This is a genomic window from Candidatus Planktophila sp. (assembly GCF_036734405.1).
Lineage (GTDB): Bacteria > Actinomycetota > Actinomycetes > Nanopelagicales > Nanopelagicaceae > Planktophila.
In genome coordinates this window covers 269164-293588 of the sequence record NZ_DAIMYR010000001.1, presented here as the reverse complement: position 1 = coordinate 293588, position 24425 = coordinate 269164, and the positions used below count along the sequence as shown (strand labels likewise).

Sequence of the window (24425 nt, the reverse complement as noted above, 5' to 3'; positions counted from 1 at the left end):
CAAATAATGAGACAAGAGGCGTTTCAAATAATGAGATTAAACATCCCTGCGGCCTTCAAAGGCACGACCAAGCGTGACCTCATCGGCATATTCCAAATCTCCGCCGACGGGCAGACCGCTAGCAAGACGTGAAACTTTGATCTCCATCGGCTTAATCAGACGAGATAGATAGGTAGCTGTTGCTTCACCTTCAAGATTTGGATCGGTCGCCAAGATAACTTCAACAATTCCAGCATCTGCCAAACGAACCATTAATTCACGAATACGAAGTTGTTCTGGGCCGATGCCATCAATTGGGCTAATCGCACCGCCAAGCACATGGTACTTACCGCGAAATTCGCGAGTTCGTTCAATTGCAATTACATCTTTACTTTCTTCAACAACACAGATGATCGTGTTGTCACGGCGCGGATCACGGCAGATTCGGCATTCATCTTCTTCTGAAACATTTCCGCACTGCACACAGAACTTCACGCGCTCTTTTACAACGCGGATTGAATCAACCAAGGCTGATGCAACTTCGGAATCTGATTGCAAAATATGGAAGGCAATACGTTGGGCACTCTTTGGTCCAATACCTGGCAAGCGACCTAAAGCATCGATCAGATCTTGAATCGCACCTTCATACATACCTGACATGTATTACTTACCTTCAATAACTTTTGCGCCAAGTTCTTGAGCAAGCAAAGCGGCACCCGTAAGCAGAGTCTTATCTGTTGGTGCCTCTGATGTCCGTGTCTCGCGCGCAGCTGGGGTATTTGTATCAATCGATGGATCAACAACTACTGCAATCTTTCGATCTAACCCAACTACATCGATAAATGCGTTGCGTAGAATTACATCAGATTCAGAACGTTCAAAACTTTCCTTAGCTCCAGCATTCACAATGCCGATTGTGATTGCATCTTCATCAACGCTAAGCACCTGCGCACTTGCCGATAACAGCGACCATGTCAGTCTGCGACGCTTCTTTACATCCTCAATTACATCCGGCCACGCTCTGCGTAGCGCGGCAATATCAAAATTGCCAGGTACGTGCTTTGCAGTGGAGTCCTTTTCTTTAACAGCAGGTTTTTCTTCGGTTGCCTTAGAGCTGCTGAGTGCTTCAGTCGAATGAGTGGAGGCTGCTTTTTCTTTTGCCTCCACGGTTCGAGCTGGAGCGGAAGCAGCGGAAGCTGTTGTAAGAGGTGCGATGTTTTCTGCACGTTCCAAACGTTCAATGCGAGAGAGCATTCCCGCATCAGTGTTATCACCAATTGGCAGCAATATGCGCCCACAAATGAGTTCAAGGATTAAACGTGGCGCAGTAGCTCCACGCATTTGAGTCAAACCTTCGGCTGCAATATCTGCAGCACGTGAAAGATTTGCGGTACCAATTCTGTTTGCTTGATTGCGCATGCGCTCCATTTGATCATCAGGCATATCGCGCAAAATTGAATTAGCGGTTGAATCCTTGAGCGCATCAACAATCATCAAATCGCGAATACGTTCCAACATATCGCTGGTAAATCGACGCGGATCATGTCCTGATTCAATTACGCGATCAATGGTCTTAAACAAAGTTGCACCATCGTGGGCTGCGATCGCATCAATTGCATCATCGAGCAATGCACCGTCTGTGAATCCAAGTAATTGAATTGCAATCTCGTAGCTAACGCCATCTTTACCTGCACCAGCTAAGAGCTGACCCAACACAGAAAGCGCGTCACGCACAGAACCCCCAGAGGCACGAACGACTAGCGGAATAACACCCTTGTCTACTTTTACACCTTCGGCGTTGCAAACCTTTTCTAGGTGCGCCGCCAGCGTTCCTGGTGGAACTAAACGGAATGGATAGTGGTGGGTACGTGAACGAATAGTTGCAATCAACTTATCTGGTTCAGTTGTAGCAAAGATAAAAATTACGTGAGCGGGTGGCTCTTCAACAACTTTCAATAACGCGTTTGCAGCTCCTGGTCCAAGCTGATGCGCTTCATCAATAATGTAAATCTTGTAACGACTTTGTACTGGAGCAAAAAATGCTTTATCGCGAAGATCGCGCGCATCATCTACTAAACCGTGGGTCGCAGCATCTAATTCAATAACATCTAATGAACCTGGACCGTTGGCAACTAAATCTTTACATGACTGACATTGCCCACATGGATTTGGTGTTGGACCTTTTTCACAATTGAGCGAGCGCGCCATGATTCGGGCGCTAGATGTTTTTCCGCAACCACGTGGGCCGCTAAACAAATATGCGTGGTGTGTGCGACCTGATTCCAAAGCATTTGAAAGTGGAACAGTTACATGTTCTTGTCCGATGACATCTGCAAAAACAGAGGGACGATATTTACGATACAAAGCTAATGACATCGCCGTGCTCCTCTACTGTTCGTCGCGCTGCGCTTATTAAACTAAAAATAGGACCCCTCGCACACCCGCCAGAGCGGACCTACCCTTGCTGCATTCCTGCCCTGGGGGAGTTCAGTACGGTAACGCCGTACGAGGGATCTGGTGTAATCATAGTTATACCCACCGATAGAGTTCTCCCCCTCGGGAGGATTCGCATAGCGGCCGAGTGCGCACGCTTGGAAAGCGTGTATAGGGCAACCTATCGAGGGTTCAAATCCCTCATCCTCCGCCAGATACACATTACTGCGGCTTGTTGTGGCTGGGGGTAACCCGATTCACGCCTACGGCGATACTCATTAACTTGATGAAATGTTTCAACCAATTCCGAAGACTTTAATTCCGACTTTAATCAAGGCAAGGGTCCCAGTTTGGCTTTTGGTAGGCGCACTGGCTGCTCAGTATGCAATCAATAGTGCGAGTCAGTCGATAGAGCCCAACTGCAGAATGAATGTCCAAAGAGTTCATCAATCAACTTACTCGCTCGAATTCAAAAATTTGAGTGAGGCAAAACTCAAAATAAGCACTCTCTGTGACGTGCCCCAAGCGTACACATCACTCACCGTTAAGTTTGAAGAGGTTTTACCTAATGGCGGTAACAATGTAGTGAAAACAGTTCGAAACATTGTCGCTCGACCCAAACCTGAACGCGAAAACTATGTCCTCATCGAGAATTTGACAGCTCCTTGCAATGGCAAAGGACAGGCTGAATACATTGGCAAGGCATTTGGGCAGATACATCTGAAAGATAATCGAACAGTTCCTGTCTCAGGCGAATCCGATAAACCCATGCCCTTAATCTGCCGAATTAGTGCAAAATAGGGTTATGAGTTTTTATGAAGAACTTCTCACTCTTGGACAGCACCTGCATGAACATGAACGTTTGGCATTGTATAAATTTCTTTTAAAGACAAAGGACAACACCTACAAGTCTAATGCCCTTCAACTTTTGAATTCGGGTGAATTAAGAAACTCAATTGCAAATGGTGAGATTTTCTACTCTCTCAAGGAAAATGTCGTTAGTTACTCTGCCCGGAAAAGTGGAACTTCTGCATACCAGCATGATCTCCGCCAAGTAGAACTTAGTCATTTTTCAAAACTTCGGATTAACAAACTGATCAAGTTCTTCGCCCAAACTGAAGTTGATGTGATTTGGAATTACCCTCTTCAAGGAAGAAATCCTCAAGAAGAGGGTAGTTATTGCATCCTTTCCTACCCCTACTTTGACTTGAGATATTTTTCTAACGGCAGAGGTCGAATCGTAGGTCTGATGAATAAAATGAAAACCAATGACAAAGAAATCCTTACAAAACTACGTGCTCTGTAGGTAGGTTAAATCTCGACGCCAATGAACTTGGTCTGCAAGAACTCGTGAATTCCATCGAAGCCACCTTCGCGGCCCAAGCCTGATTGCTTTACGCCGCCAAACGGTGCCGCCGGATCTGAAATAACACCCTTATTGATGGCAACCATTCCGGATTCCATCGCCTCTGCTGTGCGCAAAGCACGAGTCAGGTTTGAAGAGAAGACATAACTAATCAGACCGAATTCGGTGTCATTAGCCAGTTCGATTCCTTCTTCATCGGTATCAAAAATAACAATCGGTGCAACAGGTCCGAAGATTTCATGAAGCAAAATTGGGTTATCTTTTTCAACAACCAAAACTGTTGCTGGGTAGAAAGCTCCATCGCCTGCTGGCTTGACTCCACCAACTTCGACCTTAGCGCCAGCTGCAATTGATTCATCAACAATGTCAGCAATCTTGTTGCGTTCCTTCATAGAAACATAAGCACCAAGAGTTGTTCCCGCATCTACTCCACGGCCCATAACGTATGAACTCATGGACTTAGTCATTTCTGCGATGAACTTTTCTGCGATTCCACGTTGAACAAAGATCCGGTTTGCTGAAGTACATGCAGCGCCACCATTGCGCATCTTTGCAAGTGAAAGCTGCGGAATAGTTACTGCTAAATCTGCATCATCGTGGATAACAACTTGTGCATTTCCACCAAGTTCCATTGAGCAACGAATAACGCGGTCTGCAGCTTCCTTTAACAAGATGCGACCAACTTCTGTTGATCCTGTAAACGAAAGGTTTTTTACACGTGGGTCATGCAGCATCTTTGAAATCGCTGGTCCTGTTTTTTCTGGGAGAACTAAATTGAGAACACCCTTTGGCAAACCTGCGCGCTCCATCAAATCAACAATGTACATCGCGGTTAATGGTGTTTCACCTGCTGGCTTCAAAATCATTGTGCAACCAGCCGCAACTGCTGGTCCGATCTTGCGTGTTGCCATGCCTGCTGGAAAGTTCCACGGAGTAATCAGAATTGAGACACCGATTGGTTCATGTGAAACAAGAATTCGCTTATCCCCTGATGGTGATTTACGGAAATCTCCAGGTGTGCGAACTGTTTCTTCAGCAAACCAACGGAAAAATTCGGCGGCATATGTTGCTTCACCGCGTGCATCTGGCATTGCCTTGCCATTTTCGCGAGAGATCAAAGTTGCGATTGCTTCATTTTCTGCTGTCATTAATTCAAATGCTTTACGCAAAATTTCAGAACGATAACGTGGCGCAGTCTTTGCCCACGCCTTTGCAGCTGCATCTGCTGCAGCGATTGCGGCATCACATTGTGCATCTCCGGCAAGTGAAACCTCGGCGATTACTGAGCCATCGCTGGGATCATAAACAGGTAGCTTTCCGATTCCATCTACCCATTGGCCGTCGATATATAACTGTGTATGCATGGTGGAAGCATACGCTTTAGGCGTAAAACAGTGAAGATTGTGCGGGCTGAGGTAGAGTGATGCTTATTAAGTTGCATTGATTGCAATTAAAAGAGGAGTTTTAAGTGCCTAAGTCGTGGACCGATGATGCGCCTGTCCCAGAAGTTTTAAAGGATCACGCACATCTAAAAGACTCCACCTTCTATACGATTAAACGACGTCTATTAGGTAATCCGCTTAATCGCCACACACTAAGCCATCAGCGCCTGAGCAAGCGCTATGGATTAGGAATCCTTTCTTCTGACTGTATTTCATCATCTGCATATGGTTCAGAACAGATTTTGATTGCATTACTGCCAGCATTTGGTTTAGCTGCTTTTGCAATTTTGATGCCAATGACTGCTGTTGTTTTGGTGATTCTGCTAATCATCACTTTGTCATATCGAGATGTCATCAACGTTTATACAAAAGTTGGTGGTGCATACATTGTCTCGCGCGATAACTTTGGACCAGTAGTTGCCCAAATTGCAGCAGTTGCGCTGATGCTTGATTACATCGTGACAATTGCAATTCAATCTGCAGCAGGAGTTGCCGCGATTATTTCAACTTTCCCATCACTAGGTCCCTACAAGATTCCAATGATTTTAGTTGTAATTACTTTGTTAACGTATGGAAATCTACGAGGTGTTAAAGAAGCTGGAAAAGCCTTTGCCTTGCCAACCTATTTCTTCGTTGGTTGCATGTTTATTGTTTTCTCAGTTGGGCTGTATAAGCAGTTCAACGGAACATTGATAAAGCTGAGTGTTGATCAACCTGGTGCAATTGAAATCGGGCAAGAACAAGGGTTGTTGACTTTTGCAGCAATATTTATTCTGCTTCGTGCTTTTGCAAATGGTGGATCATCGCTGACTGGCCTTGAAGCGATTTCAGATGGTGTTGCACTATTTAAGACGCCAGAACATGTAAACGCACGCAGAACTTTGTACATTATGAGCACACTGCTTGGAACGCTAGTTCTGGGTGTTTCTTGGTTTGCTCATAAAATTCACGCAGTTCCATATGAATCTGGTACCCCAACAGTTATTTCTCAAATCGCTAAGACGATCATGGGTGATGGTGTTGTTGGCCAAGTGATGTTCGTAATGGTTCAGCTAGCAACAATGCTTATCTTGTTCGCTGGTGCAAATACCACTTACAGCGCTTTCCCGTTGCTCGTGAACTTTGTTGCAACGGATGGCTACTTGCCTCGTCAATTGACCAAGCGCGGCCATCGCCTTGCATTCTCTAACGGAATCTTGTTTCTAGCTGGCGGTGGAATTTTCTTAGTTTTAATTACTGGTGGATCAGTTGAGCACTTAGTTGCTTTTTATGCACTGGGTGTATTTACGGGCTTTGCATTGGCTGGGTTTGGAATGACTCGTCATGCCTTGCGAAATAAAACCGGTCACTGGCGAGCAAAAGTGTTTATTAACGGACTTGCAGGATCGATTTCACTGCTAGTTGTAATTATTTTCTCTGTAGTTAAGTTTACGCAAGGTGCATGGTTAGTACTGATCACGGCGCCAATTTTAGTGATGACATTTTTGCGCTTACGTCGGCAATACACCCGTGAGCAAGAAGCGTTAGAGGTTAAGCAACATCAAGAGCGCGCAACATCAATTGCACGCCATGATGTAACAGTTCTTGTAGACAATGTTGACATTGCAACAGTTGGCGCCGTTCGATATGCGCGAAGCTTAAAACCGCGTAACTTGTCGGCCGTTCACTTTGTCATTGATGATCGTCGTGCAGAACAGATTCAGAAGGCTTGGGCTGCATCAGATGCACTAGATGATGTGACTCTGGAATTAATCGATTGCCCTGATCGCAGACTTGCTAATGCTGCTTTGGATTATTCAATCCGAATGACTGAAAAACCAGATGTCGAACTAACACTCTTGCTTCCACGCCGTGCGTATTCTGGATTCTTAGGACGTTTACTGCATGATCAAACTGCCGAAGAAATTGCTGCACCAATTTCACAACTTCCACGAGTTGTTGCAACGATCGTTCCATTCGATGTTGACCGCATCGCTTCTGGAAAAACATCATTTGTTTCTGTTAAACCTACGGCACCTGTTGTGGCCCCAAAGCCTATGCAGAAAGTTGTTCCAGTAGATGTCGAACCAGTAAGCCACTACGCAGAAAACTTGACTCCAATTGGCAATATTGAATGGCGCAAACGTGCTCAAGTTCAAGGTCGAGTTACATCGATTAAAGCGGCTCCGCGTGGATCTGCACCGGTGTTAGAGGTTGAGATTTGGGATGAAACCGGCGGAGTTGCGCTGCAGTTCTTGGGTCGCCGTGACATTGCAGGACTTGAAGTTGGTTCTCAATTGCGCGCCGAAGGCATGGTTGGTGAAGTAGAAGGATCTATGGTGATTCTTAATCCTTCTTACGAACTTCTTGTATAAAACTCTTAATTAACGCACCGCATTCATCGGCCATGACACCCGCACGAACTTCAGTTCTAAATGTGCTGCGTGGATCTCGCAATAAGTCCCACACAGAACCAACTGCGCCAGCTTTTTCATCCCACGCCCCAAAGACAACGGTTTGCAAACGAGATTGCGCGATAGCACCTGCACACATTGCACATGGTTCTAAAGTTACAACAAGTGTGTGTTCGGTTAAGTGCCAATCACCTAACTTTTCTGCAGCACGCCGAATCGCAACGATTTCAGCATGTGCAGTTGGATCGTTGTGAAGTTCTCTTTCATTGTGACCAATTGAAACAACTTCTCCGTTGCTATTAAATATCGCAGCTCCGACTGGAATATCACCACTTGCAATTGCACTGCGTGCTGCATCTAAAGCAACGCGCATCATTTCAATATCGTTCACAGATCCAAAAGCTCCGAGAACTCTTCTCCAAAACCAAGTCGAGCTGCAATTGCTTCTAGTTGTTCATCAGGGAATAATTCTTCATCATCACACAGAGCAGAAATTTCCATGCCATTTAGACCAAGGTCTGCCAAAATCTCTAGGTGTCCAACAGGACCAGATTCTTCATCATCTTCTGGAATAGGAAGATCAGCAATTTCCATTAACTCTTCAGCTACTGGATAATCTAAAGCTGCGGTTGCATCGCTGAGGAACAAAGAAATATGTGCACCAAGTACGCGTATCAAAATAAAGAATTCTTCATCTATTGCAATTAGTGCAATCGAGCCACCATTGGTTTGTTGAGATTTCAGCCTGGTAATAATTTGTGCAATGTCATATGGGTCAGGCAATGTTGCCAAGGTCCAGCGGCCATCTTCATGCCAAGCCGCTACAGCAAAATCCATTTCACTTGTGAGGTCGCGCACTTCATCGCGTATGTCATCGAAGGATTCAATCTCCTCGGTCTCATCGTTGAGGCCATCTTCGAATTCGGACATGGGGCCATACTTTCACTCATTTGCAGGGAATAAAACCCCTGTAAGGTATTACCTATGAAAGTACACGTCGCCAATCACCCGCTTATCAATCACAAACTGACGGTTTTGCGCGACGAACGCACCGATTCACCAACCTTCCGACGTCTAGTCGAAGAACTCGTAACGCTTCTGGCATACGAAGCTACCCGCGATGTTCGAACACATGAAGTTGAGATTACAACTCCTGTCACAAAGACAAAGGGCCAGAAATTAGCTGAGCCGCGTCCGGTTGTGGTGCCAATTCTTCGGGCAGGTTTGGGAATGCTTGAAGGAATGAGCAAATTAGTACCAACAGCAGAAGTTGGTTTCCTCGGGATGGTTCGAGATGAAAAAACTTTAGAAGCAAGCACCTATGCAAATCGTCTTCCTGATGATCTTTCAGGTCGCCAAGTTTTCGTTTTGGATCCAATGCTTGCAACGGGTGGAACTTTGATCATGGCGTTTCATTATTTAATCGATCTTGGCGCAACAGACATCACCGCTGTCTGCATCTTGTCTGCCCCTGAAGGAATTGCGGCAGTTGAAAAAGAGTTTGCAAACAGCAAGGTTCCAATCACAATTGTAACTGGCGCACTGGATGAGAAATTAAATGAGCACGGGTACATCGTCCCTGGTTTAGGCGATGCTGGCGATCGTCTTTACGGTGTTGTGTAAATGGCATCTACATCACCTGGATACGGAATTACGATCCGTGTCGAAGGCTCACCTGATGCAAACCCGGTAGCGCTAGCAACAACAGTTATTACTGGAGCTGGTGCAACAATTACTGCACTTGACGTTGTTGAATCTCTTCTTGAAAAAGTTGTCATCGATATAACATGCGACACTATTGACGCTGAACATGCAGAGCAAATTACTGCAGCTATCTCTCTAAATTCTGATTTAACTGTTCGCAAGGTAAGTGATCGAACATTCTTGCTTCACCTTGGTGGAAAAATCGAAATCGCATCAAAGGTTCCACTAAAAACCCGTGATGATTTATCCCGTGCCTACACACCAGGTGTTGCTCGTATTTGCCAAGCGATCGTTGCTGACCCATCAGATGCCCGTCGCCTTACTATTAAGCGCAATACCGTGGCCGTCGTAACCGATGGATCAGCCGTTTTAGGCCTTGGAAATATTGGCCCAGCAGCGGCACTACCTGTGATGGAAGGTAAGGCCGCCTTATTTAAGCGCTTTGCCGATGTTGATGCATGGCCTGTTTGTTTGGATACCCAAGATGTTGATGAAATCGTTCGCACGGTCCAGTTGATTGCACCTGTCTATGGCGGCATCAATCTTGAAGATATTTCTGCTCCCCGTTGTTTTGAAGTTGAAGCGCGTCTGCGCGAGCTGTTAGATATCCCGGTTTTCCACGACGACCAACACGGTACTGCGATTGTGGTTCTAGCTGCGCTTCGTAATGCCCTTAAATTGGTTAAAAAAGATTTGAAATCCGCAAAGATTGTTCTAAGTGGTGTTGGCGCAGCAGGCAATGCAATTGCGCGTTTGTTAACTTTAGATGGCGCAAGCAACATCATCGGCTTTAATCATCACGGTGTAATTCACAACGATATGAAATCTGATGATTCCATGCAGCAATGGTTTATAAACAACAGTAATCCAACTAATTTTACAGGCAAGATCTCTGAAGCCATGATCGGTGCAGATATATTCATTGGTGTAAGCGCTCCTAATGTATTAACTGAAGCTGATGTTGCATCGATGGCTAAGGGTTCAATTGTTTTCGCACTTGCAAACCCAGATCCTGAGATTGATCCCGTGATTGCAAGAAAGTATGCAACTGTTGTCGCAACTGGACGCAGCGATCAACCAAATCAAATTAACAACGTTTTAGCCTTCCCAGGAATCTTCCGTGGGTTGCTAGATGCAAACGCGCATAAGATTTCAGATCAGATGCTTCTTGCAGCTGCTGCAGCGATTTCAGAATGTGTTTCACCTGAACAGCTCAACACATCATTTATTGTGCCAAGTGTCTTTGATCCCAATGTTGTTAAGGCTGTGGCAGCGGCGGTTAAGAAGTCAGTGTGATCGAGCTCGCCGCAACATTTGATCAACAATTTGCCAGCATCGCGCCTATTTTTGTCTATCTCCTTGCCGGTGGAATCATTTTTGCTCAAACCGCTTTTTTGCCGGCATTTTTCCTGCCCGGAAGCTCGATTCCTTTCAGTGCAGGCTTAGTTGCTTCAACTGGTAAAGATGTAAGCATTTTCAACGTTGCATTGGTGATTTTTATGGCCGCAGCCATTGGCAATCAGGTTGGCTTCGCACTTGGCCGAAAGATCGGACGACCTTTACTGGATAAGTACAAGGATTTAAAGGTTCAAAAAATAGTTGCTCGCTCTGAAACATTTTATAAACGAAATGGTTGGTGGGCAGTTTTCGCCGCACGATTTATTCCGTGGGTGCGAACTTTTGTTCCAACAATCGCTGGTGCTTCTAAGATGAATTACTACAGCTTCTCATCTGCAAACTTACTTGGTGCTTTGGTGTGGGGAGTTGGAATTACTTTGGCTGGCTATTACACAGCGACATTGCCTTGGGTAGAAACGTGGACTTATTCGATTGCCGCTTTCACCATTATTGCTTCGATTACTTACGCACTCGTTGATTACTTACGCCACCGGCCACAACGCCAGCGTAAGTCATAATAATTCCTGTAACTAAGTAAGCGCTGACGCTTACGCCATCTGTCGGTGAGACAAGATCAATAATCAGTGAGCCAACAAGTTGTCCGCCCACGCTAAACAAAGTAAAAGTTAGAACACCTAGATGTTGAACAATTGTTGAAGTAAAAGCAATATAGATAACGCCAATTACGCCACCGGTATATATCCACCAAGGACCGCTTGGTAATGGAGAAAGTTGATTCCTACCCAGAATCATCCCAATGATTATCAAAATCAATAGGAATGCGGTACCAGTCATAAAGTTTAAAAGTGAGGTAGTAAAACTCTGTTGTGAATGTTCGTTGATTTGGCCGTTTAGTGCGCGTTGCACACCTACAACAGCCCCGGCAATACCACCAGCGGTCACTGCAAGCATTGATAAATCATTGGCATCGATGCGATCCCACACCGAAACAAGAACAGCTAGAACGGTCAAAAAGGCCGCTAACACGCGTCGTGGGGAAATCAGTTTTTTGCCGCCACCAGTTAAACCAATGCGATCAACAATCAGTGACATTGCAGTTTGTCCTGCGATGGATGCAACTGAATAAATAGCGACACCAATTAGCGGAACGATCTGGGTTTGAATTGCAACAAAACTGCCACCGAGAGCCCCAGCAAATAACTTCCAACGTGCGATTTCTTTATTGGCTACGGACTGGCGAAGGTTTTTGATTCCTTCTTTGATCTTCGAATTAAAAAGCGTGATGACAAAGATGATCAATAAGCCTGAACCAAAAGAAACAAGTGCAGCCTGTAAGCCATTATCCAGGCGGTGCGAAAGTTCACCATTTGCGCGTGCTTGCAGAGCAATCATTGCCCCAGAAAGAGCGGCCAGTAAATCTAAGCGCATAGAAAATCCTAACTTAGGCTTCCAGTGAAAGGGTGACGTGGAGCCATTCTTCTTCTAATTTGGCAGCTTCCGTACCCAAAGCGGCAAGCTCTGAAGCAATTGCTACCAAACGATCAGCATCAAAGGCAGCACCTTCCTGTTCCGCAGTTAATGCTGCAATCGCAGAACTACATTTTTCCATCTGGCGTTCAAGTCGAACTAAATCTTTCTTTAACTGTCGTTGTTCTGCAGCATTTGAACTCTTCTTTTCCTTGATGGTCGTTGTTGCCGACGACAATGCTTCTGCACGTTGTTCTAGATATTCATCCACGCCTCTAGGTAGATCGCGAACTTTCTTGTCACCCAACAAACCAACAAAGCGATCGCAAACTCGTTCTAAGAAATATCTATCGTGTGAGATAACGATCAAAGTTCCGCCGTAGCTATCTAGAAGATCTTCTAGTTCGGTAAGAGTTTCAATATCAAAGTCATTTGTTGGCTCATCAAGCAATAAAACATTTGGACTATCCATCAACAATCGAGTTAATTGCAAGCGTCGTTTCTCTCCACCGGATAAATCTCCTACTGGAGTCCATTGAGATTCGCGATCAAAACCTAAGCGCTCACACAACTGAGAAGCCGAAAGTTCACGTCCACCACCGATTTCAACTCGATTAGCCACCTTTTCAACCGCTTCAAGTACCCGCCAAGTTGGATCAAGTTCATCTAGATGCTGGGTTAAAAACGCTGCTTTAACCGTTACACCAGTTACGAGCTTTCCGGCTGTGGGTGCAATCTCGCCAGTTAAAGTTTTCATCAACGTTGTTTTTCCTGCGCCATTTACACCAACAATGCCGATTCGATCCCCTGGGCCAACATTCCAGTACAGATCATCGATAAGTTCCTTATCGCCAAGTTTTACCTGAACATGATGTGCTTCATACACTGTTTTACCAAGACGGTTCAGTGCAAATTTAAGCAATTCACCTTGATCGCGCGGTGCTGGTTCATCTGCGATCAAAACATTTGCGGCATCGACTCGAAACTTTGGTTTAGTAGTACGAGCAGGTGCACCACGACGCAGCCAAGCAAGTTCTTTTTTGATCAACATATTTCGTCTTTGATCCATCACTGATGCTTGGCGAGAACGTTCGGCTTTAGACAAAACAAAGGCGCTGTATCCGCCGTCATACTCTTCAACTTTTCCTTCTACTACTTCCCATGTTCGATCTGTAACCGCATCTAAAAACCAGCGATCGTGCGTAACAACAACTACCGCAAGGCCGCGACGATTGTTTAAATAGGTTGCAAGCCAAGCAACGCCTTCGACATCTAAGTGGTTTGTGGGTTCATCCAGCAAAATAAGATCTAGTTCGTTAATTAGTAGCTTTGCTAAACCAACTCGTCTGCGTTCTCCACCAGAGAGTTGACCAAATTTGCGATCAAAAATGTGGTCATCAAAACTTCCGAACAATCCAGTAAACACTTCACGGATATTTGGATCACTTGCCCATTCATGTTTTGCTGCATCACCTAAAACAACTTCACCAACTGTGCTTTCAGGATTTGCAAGATCTACCTGCGATAACAAACCGATCTTTGCGGTATTTGATTTTGTTACACGTCCTGAATCTGGCGATTCAATTCCCGCCATAATTTTCATCAAAGTACTTTTGCCCGAGCCATTGCGGCCAACAATTCCGATTCGATCGCCTTCAGAGACGCCAAGTGAGACGCCTACTAATAGCTCTTTGATATCAAAGGCTTTAGAGACATCTTCTATGTTTACAACATTGCGCGCCACGGTAGGAGAGCGTACCTTTCCCTCATGAAGGTAACTGACCGCCAATACGCTGAAGAGCTCGATAAAAAAGATCCGCTGGCTCATTTCAAATCCCAATTTGTCGTAGGCGACCCCACCATGTGTTATCTCGATGGAAATTCTCTGGGTCGTTTACCAAAAGCAACGATCACAGCAATCAATGACTTTATGACCAAGGAATGGGGTCCAGAAGTTGTAACTGGTTGGAGCCACTGGGTTGATGAGGCGCAGCCAACGGGTGATTTATTGGGCGAAGCAGCGCTGGGAGCTGCGGCAGGCCAAGTTCTAGTCTGTGACACAACTTCAGTTAATTTCTACCAACTGTGCCTTGCTGCAATACATGCACGCCCAGGTCGTAAAACAATTATTACTGATGCAGCAAACTTTCCAACAGATCGCTACATCTTGGATGGAATTGCTAAACAATTTGGTTTGAATCTAGTCATCATTGATAACGAAGACCCAGCAGTTGCTACGCATGAACGAATTACCACCGAAGTCCTTGCCCCCTATTTAAATGATGATGTTGCAATGGTGACGCTAGAAGTCATTCAATACCGATCTGGTGCTCGTACCGACCTTAAATCAATTACGGATCAAATTCGCGCAATTGGTGGTTTAGTTGTTTGGGATGCAAGTCACGCAGTTGGTGCAATCGAACTGAATCTTGATGCAAATGGTGTTGATCTCTGCGTTGGGTGCACATACAAGTATGGAAACTCCGGGCCAGGTTCACCTGCTTGGTTATACGTTTCAAAGCGAGTTCAAAAAGAGTTACAGGTTCCTATTCAGGGCTGGTTTGCGCAAGAGGCACAGTTTGAAATGGGTCCAGTCTTTGAACGCTCTCAAACAATTAGAGGCTTCCAAATCGCAAGCCCATCATTGATGGGAATTCGTTGCGTGCAAACCGCTTTTGCAATGATCAAAGAAGCAGGAATTGATGCAATTGCGCACAAGGCTGCCATTGGTACGCAGATGATGATTGATTTATATGATGAATGGCTGGCACCACTTGGTATCGAACTCAACACATCCCGCGACCCAAAGCAGCGTGGTGGACATATTTCGTTGGTACATCCAGATGCAGCTCAAATTTGTGTTGCAATGCGCACAATGAGCAATGTAATTCCTGATTACCGCACGCCTAATTCAATTCGTTTGGCGATCTCTCCCCTTCCAACTTCTTATGTAGAAATTTGGGACGGGTTTGAACGTATGCGTGATTTAGTGGCATCTGGTCGCTATAAAGAGGTTAAAGAAGGCGGTTCACGAGTCACATGAGCGAAAACTTTGATCCAGCAATTACATATACCTCTTACTTGGCCGTTGATGAACTGTTAAAGCTGCAACGCCCTTTATCGACAGGTCCCGAACATGACGAGATGTTATTCATTATTATTCACCAGACCTATGAATTATGGTTTAAGCAATTAATTCATGAGTTCCGAGAAGCCCAACGTGCTCTGGAATCTGGCGATTCACATTATTCGCTAGCAATTTTGGGTCGCATAAGAACAATTTTGAAGGTATGCGTTACGCAGATCGATATCTTGGAAACAATGACGCCGCTGCAATTTAATTCTTTCCGCTCTTATCTTTCATCTTCTAGTGGTTTTCAATCAGCACAATTTAGAATGGTTGAAGCTTTGCTAGGTCGTCGAGATTCCAAGATGGCGGGACATTTACCGCCAGATATTCAGGAACAGATCAAAGAGATAACTTCAAAGAATTCTGTGTGGGATTCAGCTCTTGCGTATATCGATAAGCGTGGGCACAAGATTCCGACCGATGTGCTTAATCGAGACAAGAGCGCGCCATACGCTGCACACAAAGGTGTGCAAGATGTATTACTTGAAGTCCATCGCAAAGATCCAGAATCTGCAATGGTCTGCGAACGTCTGGTAGATATTGATGAAGGATTGCAGGAATGGCGCTACCGCCATGTAAAAATGGTTGAAAGAACTATTGGACACAAGATGGGAACTGGCGGATCAAGCGGTGTTGGTTATCTTTCAACCACGCTCTTTAATCCAACTTTCCCTGATTTGTGGGAAATCCGTTCTAGTTTTTAACTGTAGTAGTAAATAAGGATTGCTACGATTGAAAAAACGGCACCACCTGCGACTAAAAAGTACTTAACCCAAGGTTTCATACCTGTTCGTTCTGCGGCACGAGAAGCCATTCGCTTTGTCTCCATCATGATGCGACCAGCCCATGCAAACTCTGTTGCAAGTATTCCTAAGCCCGCTAGCAAAACTAAGACACCCGGGCCTGGTGCAACCAACAAGATTGCTCCAAACACTGCAACACCACCACCGATTATTCCAATGACTAAGCGCCATGCCAAGCGACCGGCTGGAGTTTTTCTTATCCAAGTGCGAAAGTTCATTTCGTTTTTGACTCCTAACTAGGCTCGAAGAATGGCAACCGCATTAAGTATAATGATTGCAATTGCCACGAAAATACCAAGTTGTTTTGCAGGAAGTTTTCCAACGAGTCGTGCGGCTATGGGCGCAGCTATAACCCCGCCGAGTGCCAACCCCCCGACGATTGACCAGTCGATATCTATTCGCCCAATCTGAGCTAAGAAACCCACTGATGCTGCAACTGCAACTACAAACTCGGCGGCACTAACTGTGCCAATGATCTTGCGAGGTTGCATCGATGTGGTTGAAATTAGCGTTGGAGTAACAATAGGACCCCAACCTCCACCTCCTGAGGCATCAATAAATCCGCCAGTAAAACCCAGATAACTTATAAATCTAGGGTTCTTTATCTCGACCATATTCACATCACCCTCTGATTTGAATACATTCCGATAAAGCAAAAGAAAACCAAGAAATAGTAGAAGGGTTGAGATAAAAATCTTTGAGCTAGAAAGATCAATGAAGGATAAGAAGGTTGCACCAAGAAATGCACCTATGCCGCCAGGGATTGCTAGGCGCACTAAAAATTTCTTATCAATATTCTCTGCGTGCCAGTGGGATGCTCCTGAAGCCAAGGTTGTTCCAATTTCAGCAAAATGCACTGCAGCAGATGCCACTGCAGCAGATGCACCTAAAGTGACAAGCAGGGTTGAACTTGTAAGGCCAAAGCCCATGCCAAGTGCACCATCTATGAGCTGGGCTATACTTCCTACAAATGCAAAGATTATCCAGTTCACAAAAGAATCCTGATGATTTTTTCTACGGTTTCTTCGATCGGCGCAGTTCCATCAACTACTAAATCAGGGTGCATTGGGCGCTCGTATTCCTGCCCAACTCCAGTGAAGTTTGGTATTTCACCCGCACTAGATTTCTTGTACAGACCCTTCGGATCACGTTCTCGGCACACCTCAACAGGAGTGTCAACGAAGATTTCTAGAAACTCGCCCGCTTCAAAATTACTTTTTGCTCTTTGACGATCAACTTCAAAGGGACTGACGAGCGCTGTAATAACAATTAGGCCTGCATCTACCATCAACTTTGCGACTTCAGATACGCGTCTAACATTTTCTGCTCGATCTTCAGTTGTAAAGCCAAGATCCATATTGAGGCCAAGTCGTAAGTTATCGCCATCCAAAACATATGCATGAGCTCCTTGCGCAAATAAACGCTTTTCAAGAGCATTTGCGATTGTTGACTTTCCCGATCCAGATAACCCAGTAAGCCAGACAACACTAGGCTTTTGGTTCTTTTGAGCGCTACGTTGGGCTTTATCAACTTCATACTCTTGGTGAGTTATGTTTGTAGCTCGACGCAAGGAGTGACGAATCATTCCTGCACCAACAGTTTTAAGGGATAAACGATCTACGAGAATAAAGTTTCCAAATTCGCGATCATCGGTATAAGGACGCATCACCAAAGGAATATCTGAAGCAATTTCAACATCACCAATTTCATTCATCTTTAAGGCATCTGAAGAAATATGCTCACCGGTATTCACATCGATCTTGTGTCGAATCTTGGTAATAATTGCTGGCGTAGTAGAAGCTCCGCTAACCATCAAATATGAACGACTATGGATCAAAGGCTCTTCGTGAAGCCAAACAAGATGTGCACCGAAACGATCTGCCGCTGTAAGGTCATCTTTAGAGGCTGCGATTACATCGCCCCGAGTGGCATCAACTTCTGGAGCAAGAACTAGGGTTACCGCAATATCTGTTTCTGCTTTTTTGATTTCACCATCAAAAGTTACGATCGAAGTTATTGTCGCTTTTTGATTACTTGGAAAGATTGTGACTTCTTCACCTTGTGTGAAAGAACCGCGACGAACGGTTCCAGAAACTCCACGGAAGTTGTCCGCACGAGCAATCATTTGAATTCGCATTAGTCCGTTGGCAGAAAGATCCTTAGGTTTTTTCCAACTTTGAATCGCATCTTGCAAAGTTTGACCTTTATACCAAGGCATATTCTGGCTGGGAAACACAACATTATCGCCGACAAGAGCGCTTATAGGAATAATCTCGACATCTTTAACATCAAGCCGTTCAACTGCACGTTGTATATCAGCAGAGATAGCATCAAAAACCTCTTGTTTGTAATCCATGGCATCGAGCTTGTTTATTGCAATGATGATCCGAGAAACGCCCATAAGCGAACAAATGGTTAAGTGGCGCAAAGTTTGAGTCCGCACACCTTTGATTGCGTCGATTAAAACTAAACCAATGTCGGCTCGTGACGCCGCTACCACCATGTTGCGGGTGTACTGCTCGTGCCCGGGAGCATCGCTAATAATTAAGCGCTTTCCATCCAGCAAAGTCATCGACCGATAAGCAACATCGATTGTGATTCCCTGTTCACGTTCTGCCTCAAGCCCATCTGTAAACAAACTAAAGTCAATTTCACCAGCTGCAATAGTTGAACCAGTCCGCCTTACTTTTCGGGCTGCACCGATTGTGTCGTGTGGAACGCTATCTGTTTCAACAAGCAGACGTCCGATCAGTGTGCTCTTTCCATCATCAACACTTCCACAAGTAAGTAAACGAACAATTGCGCCAGACATTAAAAGTAACCTTCTGTCTTTTTCTTCTCCATCGAATCTTCATTCTCGCCATCAATCAAACGAGTCGCACGCTCACTAAGTTTGACTTGCAGTACTTCTTCAACCACTTCTTCCATTGTTGTTGAGGTAGATTCAACTGCAGCAGTAAGCGGGTAGCAACCAAGTGTGCGAAAGCGAACCATCTTCATAAAGGGAGTTTCGCCATCTCGAAGTTGGAAGCGCTCATCATCGACCATAATCAACTGGTCACCACGCTGAACCATTGGTCGCTCTTTCGCAAAATAAAGAGGATTCACATTAATTCTTTCCTGCAATATGTAATGCCAGATATCGGCTTCAGTCCAGTCGGAGATTGGAAAAACGCGCATTGTTTGTTCTGGTGCAAGACGAGTGTTGTAGGTACGCCACAACTCTGGACGCTGCTCACGTGGATTCCAGCGATGTCCGGGGTCGCGCACACTAAAAATGCGCTCCTTTGCGCGACTCTTTTCTTCATCACGGCGAGACCCACCGATAGCTGCATCAAAGCCATGCATATCAAGTGCTTCACGCAGAGCGACAGTCTTCATGACACGTGTGTATTCAGAAGCGTTCGTATTAAAGGGGTTAATTCCGGATCGCACACCTTCTTGATTGGTATGAACAATTAATTGTGATTTAGTTTCAGCAGCAATTTTGTCCCGGAAGGAGATCATCTCCTTGAACTTCCATGTTGTGTCAATGTGTAAAAGAGGAAACGGAATTGGAGATGGGTAGAAAGCTTTGAGTGCAAGGTGCAGCAAGACGGAGGAATCCTTGCCAATTGAATACATCATCACTGGCTTCTTAAAACCAGCGGCGGTTTCCCGAAGAATCTCTATCGATTCATTCTCTAGCTCTTTAAGGATTGCGGGGATCTTGCTCATAACGTCACAGCCTTGAATTCATAATCCTGATAACTCTTTCCTATCTTTTCCAAGAAATCTTCTTGCGTCTTGTTTGATCGATCTTGTTTCACCGTAGCGGGAGCAAGGGTCAATTTGTTCCAGTCCTTGAAATCTTCGAACTGGGCAAACTTTTGGATCTCGCGAACCTTTTCAGGCTTGTTCAGATCGGCAAAATCAACATCAAGAATTGGGCATCCTTGTGCCTTGGCAAAGTGATAGTAATCAGTGTAGAACTTTGTGTAATCAGAGATAAATGTTTCGAACTCTCTCAAATCTAAATCAATAACTACATCTGAGGTATTTGCTGTGTGCCACTTTCCAGATGCATTAGCCTTCTTATGAGAAACAAAACGATCAAGATGATTTCTACGTAGAAAAATAATATGCGGTTTAAACTCTGCGATGATCGACTGAAGAAGTGGGTCTGAAAGATGTTTAGGGAAAACTTTGATGATATGTACACCTGGGATATGTTTAATCGCAGAGACTACGCGGTGAGAATCTAAGGAAGTTTTTTCAAACTTTAAGTATTCCCAAGACTTGCGTTGCTGGCGTAAGTTTATTGAGTACCGTAAGGAGAAAAATGGATAAAAGTGATTAACTCGTTCTATTGCTTTATTCCATGCATTGAATATGAAGAATTCCCCGTAGTATCTAAATCCAACTTCCTCATTTGAAAGCAAACTACCCATTGCATGAGTTCCAGAACGTGGAAATGAAACAATAAAGACAACCTTTGATTCAACTGGTTGCGATTTTTTTATATAGCGTTTGTAGAAATACCGTGGAAGAGCCCTAAAATTTAGAAGTGCCTTTTTGAGGGTCACAATAAACTCAGATTTAGCAGGCTTTTTGGCACTTATGCGCTTGCTGGACATTTTCCGATCTTATCATTGCATTATTTGATTGTTGGTAGTCTTGGCACATGTCATCGCATCCACATAAGGCTATGGATCGATTCACGACTTTTTCACAGGAAATAGAGGCTTTAACCGCTCTCCGCAAATCTCGCAGATCGACGATAAAAAAATATCCATCAGTCAGTGTTGTTGTTTCTACGCTTCGAGCAGATGATCTGACAAATTTGCTCGACCAGCTACTTGAGCAAACTCTTAAAACATTTGATTTGATTCTAGGATTACACACTATTGAGTTATCACAATCGCACAAGAAACAAATTGCTTCTCTTAAGCGTCGTAGAGTGAATGTGATTGTCGAAAAATTCACAGGTGATAAGACTTTAGGAATGATTCTTACTTCATTGGCATCCCAATCACAAAGTGATTTCATCGCAAAAATGGATGATGATGATTATTACGGGCCCGAGCATCTTCGTGATTTAGTTGATGCTGCACTTGATACAGGTGCGGATGTCGTGGGAAAGGCTATGAACTATGTCTACCTGGAACCATTGCAATTGACGGTTCGTAGATTTGCACCGCATGGAACACAGGCAGTTGAGCTGTGGAGTGATTGGGTTTGTGGAGGAACAATTCTTGCAAAGTTGAATGTCGCAAAAGCTGCCGGATGGTTTGGAGACGGTAACACCGCCGTTGATAGATACTTGTTGACCAACGTTACAAATAATGGTGGAAAAATCTGGCGAACTTTTGGTGCCGGATACATTTATCGTCGAACGTTTACTTTTCACACCTACGTTACGAATTATTCTAAGTATCTACAAGGTGCAAATGAACAAAAGGTTGGGATCTGGGATCACCCAATCTTTGGGGGCAAGCGATGAGATACGAGCCATATCGTTTTAGCCGCCCTCATGATCTTCCCCTTGTGTCTAGCCCCAAACTCTCTGTTGCAGTCGTGATTGCCTGTCGTGATGGCCAAGAAAAACTTGATCTGGTTTTAGCTTCTCTCTCGGCTCAAAATTATCCATCAGCCTTAATTTCTGTCTATGTAATTGATGACGCTAGTTCAAAACCGCTAGTGCTTCCCAAGATCAAGCCTAAGAAAACCAAGTTGATCTCATATAAAAACGCACCTGGTAAGTGGGGAAAAACATCTGCAACAAATGATTGTGTCGCGAAGCTGCGCGAGGATGTACTTTGGTTTATCGATGCTGACATGATTTTCGAACCAGATCACTTGGCGCACCACATGAAATGGCATCACGATAATGATGATTACGCGGTTCTAGGTTGGAAGCGTTTTGTGAAAAGCTGGAATTACACCCCAGATTCACTTGTGGCTTCACTGGGTGCCGGCGCTTTTGATCAGTTACACGTTGAGAGTTGGGGTAAAGATCTTTGGGAAGATCGTATTTCTCGCACACAAGATTTAGAAAAACCTGGGCTTGATGGTTACCGCGCTTTTGTTGGTGCAACATTTTCTATTCGTAATCAACAATGGCGCAGTCTCGGTGGATATAACCGAAACTTAATCACTGGTGAAGATACTGAATTAGGTTGGCGATTATTTATCAACGGTTTGCGCACTGTTGTGGATCGTCAAGCCAAGTCATGGCATCTGGGCTATAGCACTATTGAATCAAATAAAGATTTGATTCATCGTCATAATGATCCAATGCTTGCGCAAGTCATTCCGCAGATGCATAGTGTGCGCGCAAAGAGCAGTTTTGGCTGGTCCGTTCCAACTTATCAAGTCTATGTAGATGTTCGTGATTCAACCCTTGATCAATTAGTAGAACTTGGCACCAAACTTCTAAAGCTACCGGGCACTAACGCACACTTCACTCTTTTAGCATCTTGGAAAGTGTTAAACAGTCGGTATTCAACGCTAGCTGATTCTCATAGTGATCTCCGCGAGATTCGCAATTGGGTAAAGGGTGATGCAAACTATTCATTTAAAGAAATAGATATTGATTCAGAGTTGACGATTGAAGAAATCATTCAGGAATTCGTACATGGCCCTACTCCTTATTACATCTTCGCCGAAGCTAGTGGTCAGTTCGACCTGAAAGACCTTGTTGATCATCTTCTAGCAAGCGAAAATGGCTTGGTGGGCGTTGTAACTAAGAAAGACCAAAGGGCCTTTGCTGTCTTTGCCCCAGCCCTTGCACGTTCCTTAACCGTGAATGCTCCGCTTTACAGTTCGATTGAACGACAGTGGGGTATCCGATGGATGAGTGATGATCAATTTGCCGCCCTAAATCAAGGAAAACACAATCGGTTTAGGCGTTTTCTTCGCTACCTAAAGCGTGAAGGCAAGAAGATCAACTCTTTAAAACAACTTTTCATCTTTGTGCGAAAAGTTACTTCTTTATTTCTAAGAAAAGCACTGCGTCGTGGGTAAGCCAACGATCATTCTTGCCACTAGCAATGGAATAGGTATGGGTCATTTGGCTCGAGCTACTGCCGTTGCAGAAGAGCTTAAGAGTTCAGCGCATCCGATTATTGTCTCTGTAGCTGGAGGAATTGCAGAAGTCCCAGCAGTTATGGGAATACCTTGCGAATACATTCCTGGAAAAAGCCGACGTTGGATGCCTGCACAGCGTTGGGACCGCTATTTCAGAGATCGCTTAATTGCAATCGCTGATGAAACTGGTGCATCTGTTATTTCTTTCGATGGAGTTGTCCCTTACTCAGGATTTATTGCGACCAAACTAAAGCGCCCAAATCTCACAATTGTTTGGGTTCGAAGAGGCCTCTGGCAGAAAAACATTCTTCGCTTTGCGCTTCCGCTTCAATCTCGCTTGGTAGATGCCATCATCGAACCTGGTGATATTGCACGCCCTTATGACAACGGGCCAACTTCAAAACGTAAAGATGCCATATTGACTTCTCCTGTATCTCTCTATTCCAAGGATCGCGCATACTCGCGCAATGATGCACGCAAAATTTTAGGTCTCGACCTCGATCGTCCCACCGTATTAGTTCAACTTGGCACTGGTGATGCTGATATGAATGAAAAGATGCGCGCGGCGCTCACTGGATTACTTGATTGGCAAGGATTACAAGTTGTACTGACAAAAAATCCTCAGGACGCACAAGGAAACACTCTTGTCCCGGCTGGTCTAGATATCACAATCCAACGTTATTTCCCGCTTGCAAATTTACTGGCGGCCTTTGATGGTGCAATTGCAGCAACTGGATACAACAGTGTTCACGAACTGCTGCCGGCACAGATTCCGACCGTTTTCATTTCAAACATACGTGGAACTGATGATCAAGATGCGCGAGCACAGTGGTGTCATGACAATGGCTACGCATTGCGTGCCGATCACGCCAGTCTGACTGACATAACTGCAACGGTGAAAAAATTAAATAATCCAGTTTTACGTGAGAATCTACGCACTAAGTGTGCAGCACTTTCAAATACAGAAGGTGGAAAGCAAATTGCTGGAATTTTGCTTGATTTAGCTAATGCTACGTCAAAGAAGCCAAGCAAAAGAGTTCTCAGGTTTGTTGCTACTCAAGCTATTCATAAAGCTACCTATCTTTTTCGCTTAATTCGCCCTTACAAAAAGGTCGCACCTTTAGCGGAAAAAACGATTGTCTTTAGTCAAGAAACTAAAGCAGAATACTTACGTTCGCAGATCGTGGGTAGTCAAAGATTTGAACATTTAATCGAGGGAGCATCAAAAAGTTACAGTGATGTCCGCCATCAAATTGCTAGTAAGGCATACGACCTTTAAAT

Annotated in this window: 23 protein-coding genes, 1 tRNA gene and 1 other RNA gene; 12 read left to right on the top strand and 13 right to left on the bottom strand. The window is 44.7% G+C overall.

Features of this window, described 5'->3' with window-relative positions; translation table 11 throughout:
* Positions 1–36: 36 nt before the first annotated feature.
* The 3 genes from recR to ffs form a co-directional block, all read right to left on the bottom strand.
* Positions 37–630, bottom strand: a complete 594-nt coding sequence (gene recR / locus AC9UC2_RS01430) for a recombination mediator RecR (RefSeq protein ID WP_509524723.1) — start codon at positions 628–630, stop codon at positions 37–39.
* Between the two features lie 12 nt (positions 631–642).
* Positions 643–2355, bottom strand: coding sequence for a DNA polymerase III subunit gamma and tau (locus AC9UC2_RS01425; RefSeq protein WP_509524385.1), 1713 nt, complete (start codon positions 2353–2355; stop codon positions 643–645).
* Between the two features lie 45 nt (positions 2356–2400).
* An RNA gene (ffs, locus tag AC9UC2_RS01420) (signal recognition particle sRNA small type) lies at positions 2401–2497 on the bottom strand.
* A gap of 41 nt (positions 2498–2538) precedes the next feature.
* Here ffs and AC9UC2_RS01415 point away from each other — a divergent pair.
* The 3 genes from AC9UC2_RS01415 (at position 2539) to AC9UC2_RS01405 (ending at position 3718) form a co-directional block, all read left to right on the top strand.
* Positions 2539–2626 (top strand) — tRNA-Ser (locus AC9UC2_RS01415).
* Positions 2627–2703: 77 nt separating this feature from the next.
* Positions 2704–3213: a hypothetical protein gene (locus AC9UC2_RS01410; RefSeq protein WP_509524382.1), complete on the top strand. Its 510-nt coding sequence runs from the start codon at positions 2704–2706 to the stop codon at positions 3211–3213.
* A 4-nt stretch (positions 3214–3217) separates the two neighbouring features.
* On the top strand, positions 3218–3718 hold the full coding sequence (locus AC9UC2_RS01405; RefSeq protein WP_509524379.1) for a hypothetical protein: 501 nt from the start codon (positions 3218–3220) through the stop codon (positions 3716–3718).
* A 5-nt stretch (positions 3719–3723) separates the two neighbouring features.
* Here the strand turns inward: AC9UC2_RS01405 and AC9UC2_RS01400 are convergent, their stop codons facing one another.
* Entirely contained in the window at positions 3724–5142 is a 1419-nt protein-coding gene (locus tag AC9UC2_RS01400) for an NAD-dependent succinate-semialdehyde dehydrogenase (RefSeq protein WP_509524376.1), read from the bottom strand.
* A 104-nt stretch (positions 5143–5246) separates the two neighbouring features.
* Between AC9UC2_RS01400 and AC9UC2_RS01395 the strand changes: the two genes are divergently transcribed.
* Positions 5247–7574 (top strand): amino acid permease, encoded by a 2328-nt coding sequence (locus AC9UC2_RS01395; protein WP_509524374.1) that lies wholly within the window; start codon positions 5247–5249, stop codon positions 7572–7574.
* Here AC9UC2_RS01395 and tadA read toward each other — a convergent pair.
* Together tadA and AC9UC2_RS01385 are read right to left on the bottom strand one after the other, a co-directional pair.
* On the bottom strand, positions 7546–8004 hold the full coding sequence (gene tadA / locus AC9UC2_RS01390; protein WP_509524372.1) for a tRNA adenosine(34) deaminase TadA: 459 nt from the start codon (positions 8002–8004) through the stop codon (positions 7546–7548). The two genes, AC9UC2_RS01395 and tadA, sit on opposite strands and share 29 nt — an antisense overlap.
* Positions 8001–8543 (bottom strand): tRNA adenosine deaminase-associated protein, encoded by a 543-nt coding sequence (locus tag AC9UC2_RS01385; protein WP_509524369.1) that lies wholly within the window; start codon positions 8541–8543, stop codon positions 8001–8003. The genes tadA and AC9UC2_RS01385 overlap by 4 nt, the downstream gene beginning before the upstream one ends.
* A 54-nt stretch (positions 8544–8597) precedes the next feature.
* Between AC9UC2_RS01385 and upp the strand changes: the two genes are divergently transcribed.
* From upp to AC9UC2_RS01370, 3 genes are read left to right on the top strand one after another with little or no spacing between them, the layout of a single operon-like run.
* The gene (upp, locus tag AC9UC2_RS01380; protein ID WP_509524367.1) at positions 8598–9236 is read left to right on the top strand and encodes a uracil phosphoribosyltransferase; all 639 of its coding nucleotides are present in this window, start codon (positions 8598–8600) and stop codon (positions 9234–9236) included.
* The gene (locus AC9UC2_RS01375; protein WP_509524365.1) at positions 9237–10613 is read left to right on the top strand and encodes an NAD-dependent malic enzyme; all 1377 of its coding nucleotides are present in this window, start codon (positions 9237–9239) and stop codon (positions 10611–10613) included. It begins immediately after the preceding gene.
* Positions 10610–11233 carry a DedA family protein gene (locus AC9UC2_RS01370; protein ID WP_509524362.1) on the top strand — a complete coding sequence of 208 codons (624 nt, stop codon included), beginning with the start codon at positions 10610–10612 and terminating at the stop codon, positions 11231–11233. Before AC9UC2_RS01375 ends, AC9UC2_RS01370 begins: the two co-directional genes overlap by 4 nt.
* On the opposite strand, the gene AC9UC2_RS01365 is transcribed toward AC9UC2_RS01370, so the two are convergent.
* The gene (locus AC9UC2_RS01365) at positions 11175–12104 is read right to left on the bottom strand and encodes a DMT family transporter (RefSeq protein WP_509524360.1); all 930 of its coding nucleotides are present in this window, start codon (positions 12102–12104) and stop codon (positions 11175–11177) included. The genes AC9UC2_RS01370 and AC9UC2_RS01365 overlap by 59 nt on opposite strands.
* A 13-nt stretch (positions 12105–12117) precedes the next feature.
* Positions 12118–13887 (bottom strand): ABC-F family ATP-binding cassette domain-containing protein, encoded by a 1770-nt coding sequence (locus AC9UC2_RS01360; protein ID WP_509524358.1) that lies wholly within the window; start codon positions 13885–13887, stop codon positions 12118–12120.
* Positions 13888–13911: 24 nt separating this feature from the next.
* Between AC9UC2_RS01360 and AC9UC2_RS01355 the strand changes: the two genes are divergently transcribed.
* Positions 13912–15186: a kynureninase gene (locus tag AC9UC2_RS01355; protein ID WP_509524355.1), complete on the top strand. Its 1275-nt coding sequence runs from the start codon at positions 13912–13914 to the stop codon at positions 15184–15186.
* Positions 15183–15977: a tryptophan 2,3-dioxygenase gene (locus AC9UC2_RS01350; RefSeq protein WP_509524353.1), complete on the top strand. Its 795-nt coding sequence runs from the start codon at positions 15183–15185 to the stop codon at positions 15975–15977. Before AC9UC2_RS01355 ends, AC9UC2_RS01350 begins: the two co-directional genes overlap by 4 nt.
* Here the strand turns inward: AC9UC2_RS01350 and AC9UC2_RS01345 are convergent.
* The 5 genes from AC9UC2_RS01345 to AC9UC2_RS01325 are packed head-to-tail and all read right to left on the bottom strand — an operon-like array spanning position 15974 to position 20692.
* Positions 15974–16294 carry a PGPGW domain-containing protein gene (locus AC9UC2_RS01345; protein ID WP_509524351.1) on the bottom strand — a complete coding sequence of 107 codons (321 nt, stop codon included), beginning with the start codon at positions 16292–16294 and terminating at the stop codon, positions 15974–15976. The two genes, AC9UC2_RS01350 and AC9UC2_RS01345, sit on opposite strands and share 4 nt — an antisense overlap.
* Before the next feature lie 18 nt (positions 16295–16312).
* On the bottom strand, positions 16313–17068 hold the full coding sequence (locus AC9UC2_RS01340; protein WP_509524349.1) for a sulfite exporter TauE/SafE family protein: 756 nt from the start codon (positions 17066–17068) through the stop codon (positions 16313–16315).
* Complete coding sequence (cysC, locus tag AC9UC2_RS01335; RefSeq protein ID WP_509524346.1) at positions 17065–18888, bottom strand: adenylyl-sulfate kinase; 1824 nt, start codon at positions 18886–18888, stop codon at positions 17065–17067. The genes AC9UC2_RS01340 and cysC overlap by 4 nt, the downstream gene beginning before the upstream one ends.
* Positions 18888–19793 (bottom strand): sulfate adenylyltransferase subunit CysD, encoded by a 906-nt coding sequence (gene cysD / locus AC9UC2_RS01330; RefSeq protein WP_509524344.1) that lies wholly within the window; start codon positions 19791–19793, stop codon positions 18888–18890. The genes cysC and cysD overlap by 1 nt, the downstream gene beginning before the upstream one ends.
* The gene (locus tag AC9UC2_RS01325) at positions 19790–20692 is read right to left on the bottom strand and encodes a sulfotransferase domain-containing protein (protein ID WP_509524342.1); all 903 of its coding nucleotides are present in this window, start codon (positions 20690–20692) and stop codon (positions 19790–19792) included. The genes cysD and AC9UC2_RS01325 overlap by 4 nt, the downstream gene beginning before the upstream one ends.
* A gap of 47 nt (positions 20693–20739) precedes the next feature.
* Between AC9UC2_RS01325 and AC9UC2_RS01320 the strand changes: the two genes are divergently transcribed.
* The 3 genes from AC9UC2_RS01320 to AC9UC2_RS01310 are packed head-to-tail and all read left to right on the top strand — an operon-like array spanning position 20740 to position 24423.
* Positions 20740–21558, top strand: a complete 819-nt coding sequence (locus AC9UC2_RS01320) for a glycosyltransferase family 2 protein (protein WP_509524340.1) — start codon at positions 20740–20742, stop codon at positions 21556–21558.
* Positions 21559–21602: 44 nt separating this feature from the next.
* A complete protein-coding gene (locus AC9UC2_RS01315) occupies positions 21603–23081 on the top strand; it encodes a glycosyltransferase family 2 protein (RefSeq protein ID WP_509524337.1) in 1479 nt (492 codons plus the stop codon).
* Entirely contained in the window at positions 23074–24423 is a 1350-nt protein-coding gene (locus tag AC9UC2_RS01310; protein ID WP_509524335.1) for a glycosyltransferase, read from the top strand. Before AC9UC2_RS01315 ends, AC9UC2_RS01310 begins: the two co-directional genes overlap by 8 nt.
* Positions 24424–24425 lie beyond the last annotated feature (2 nt).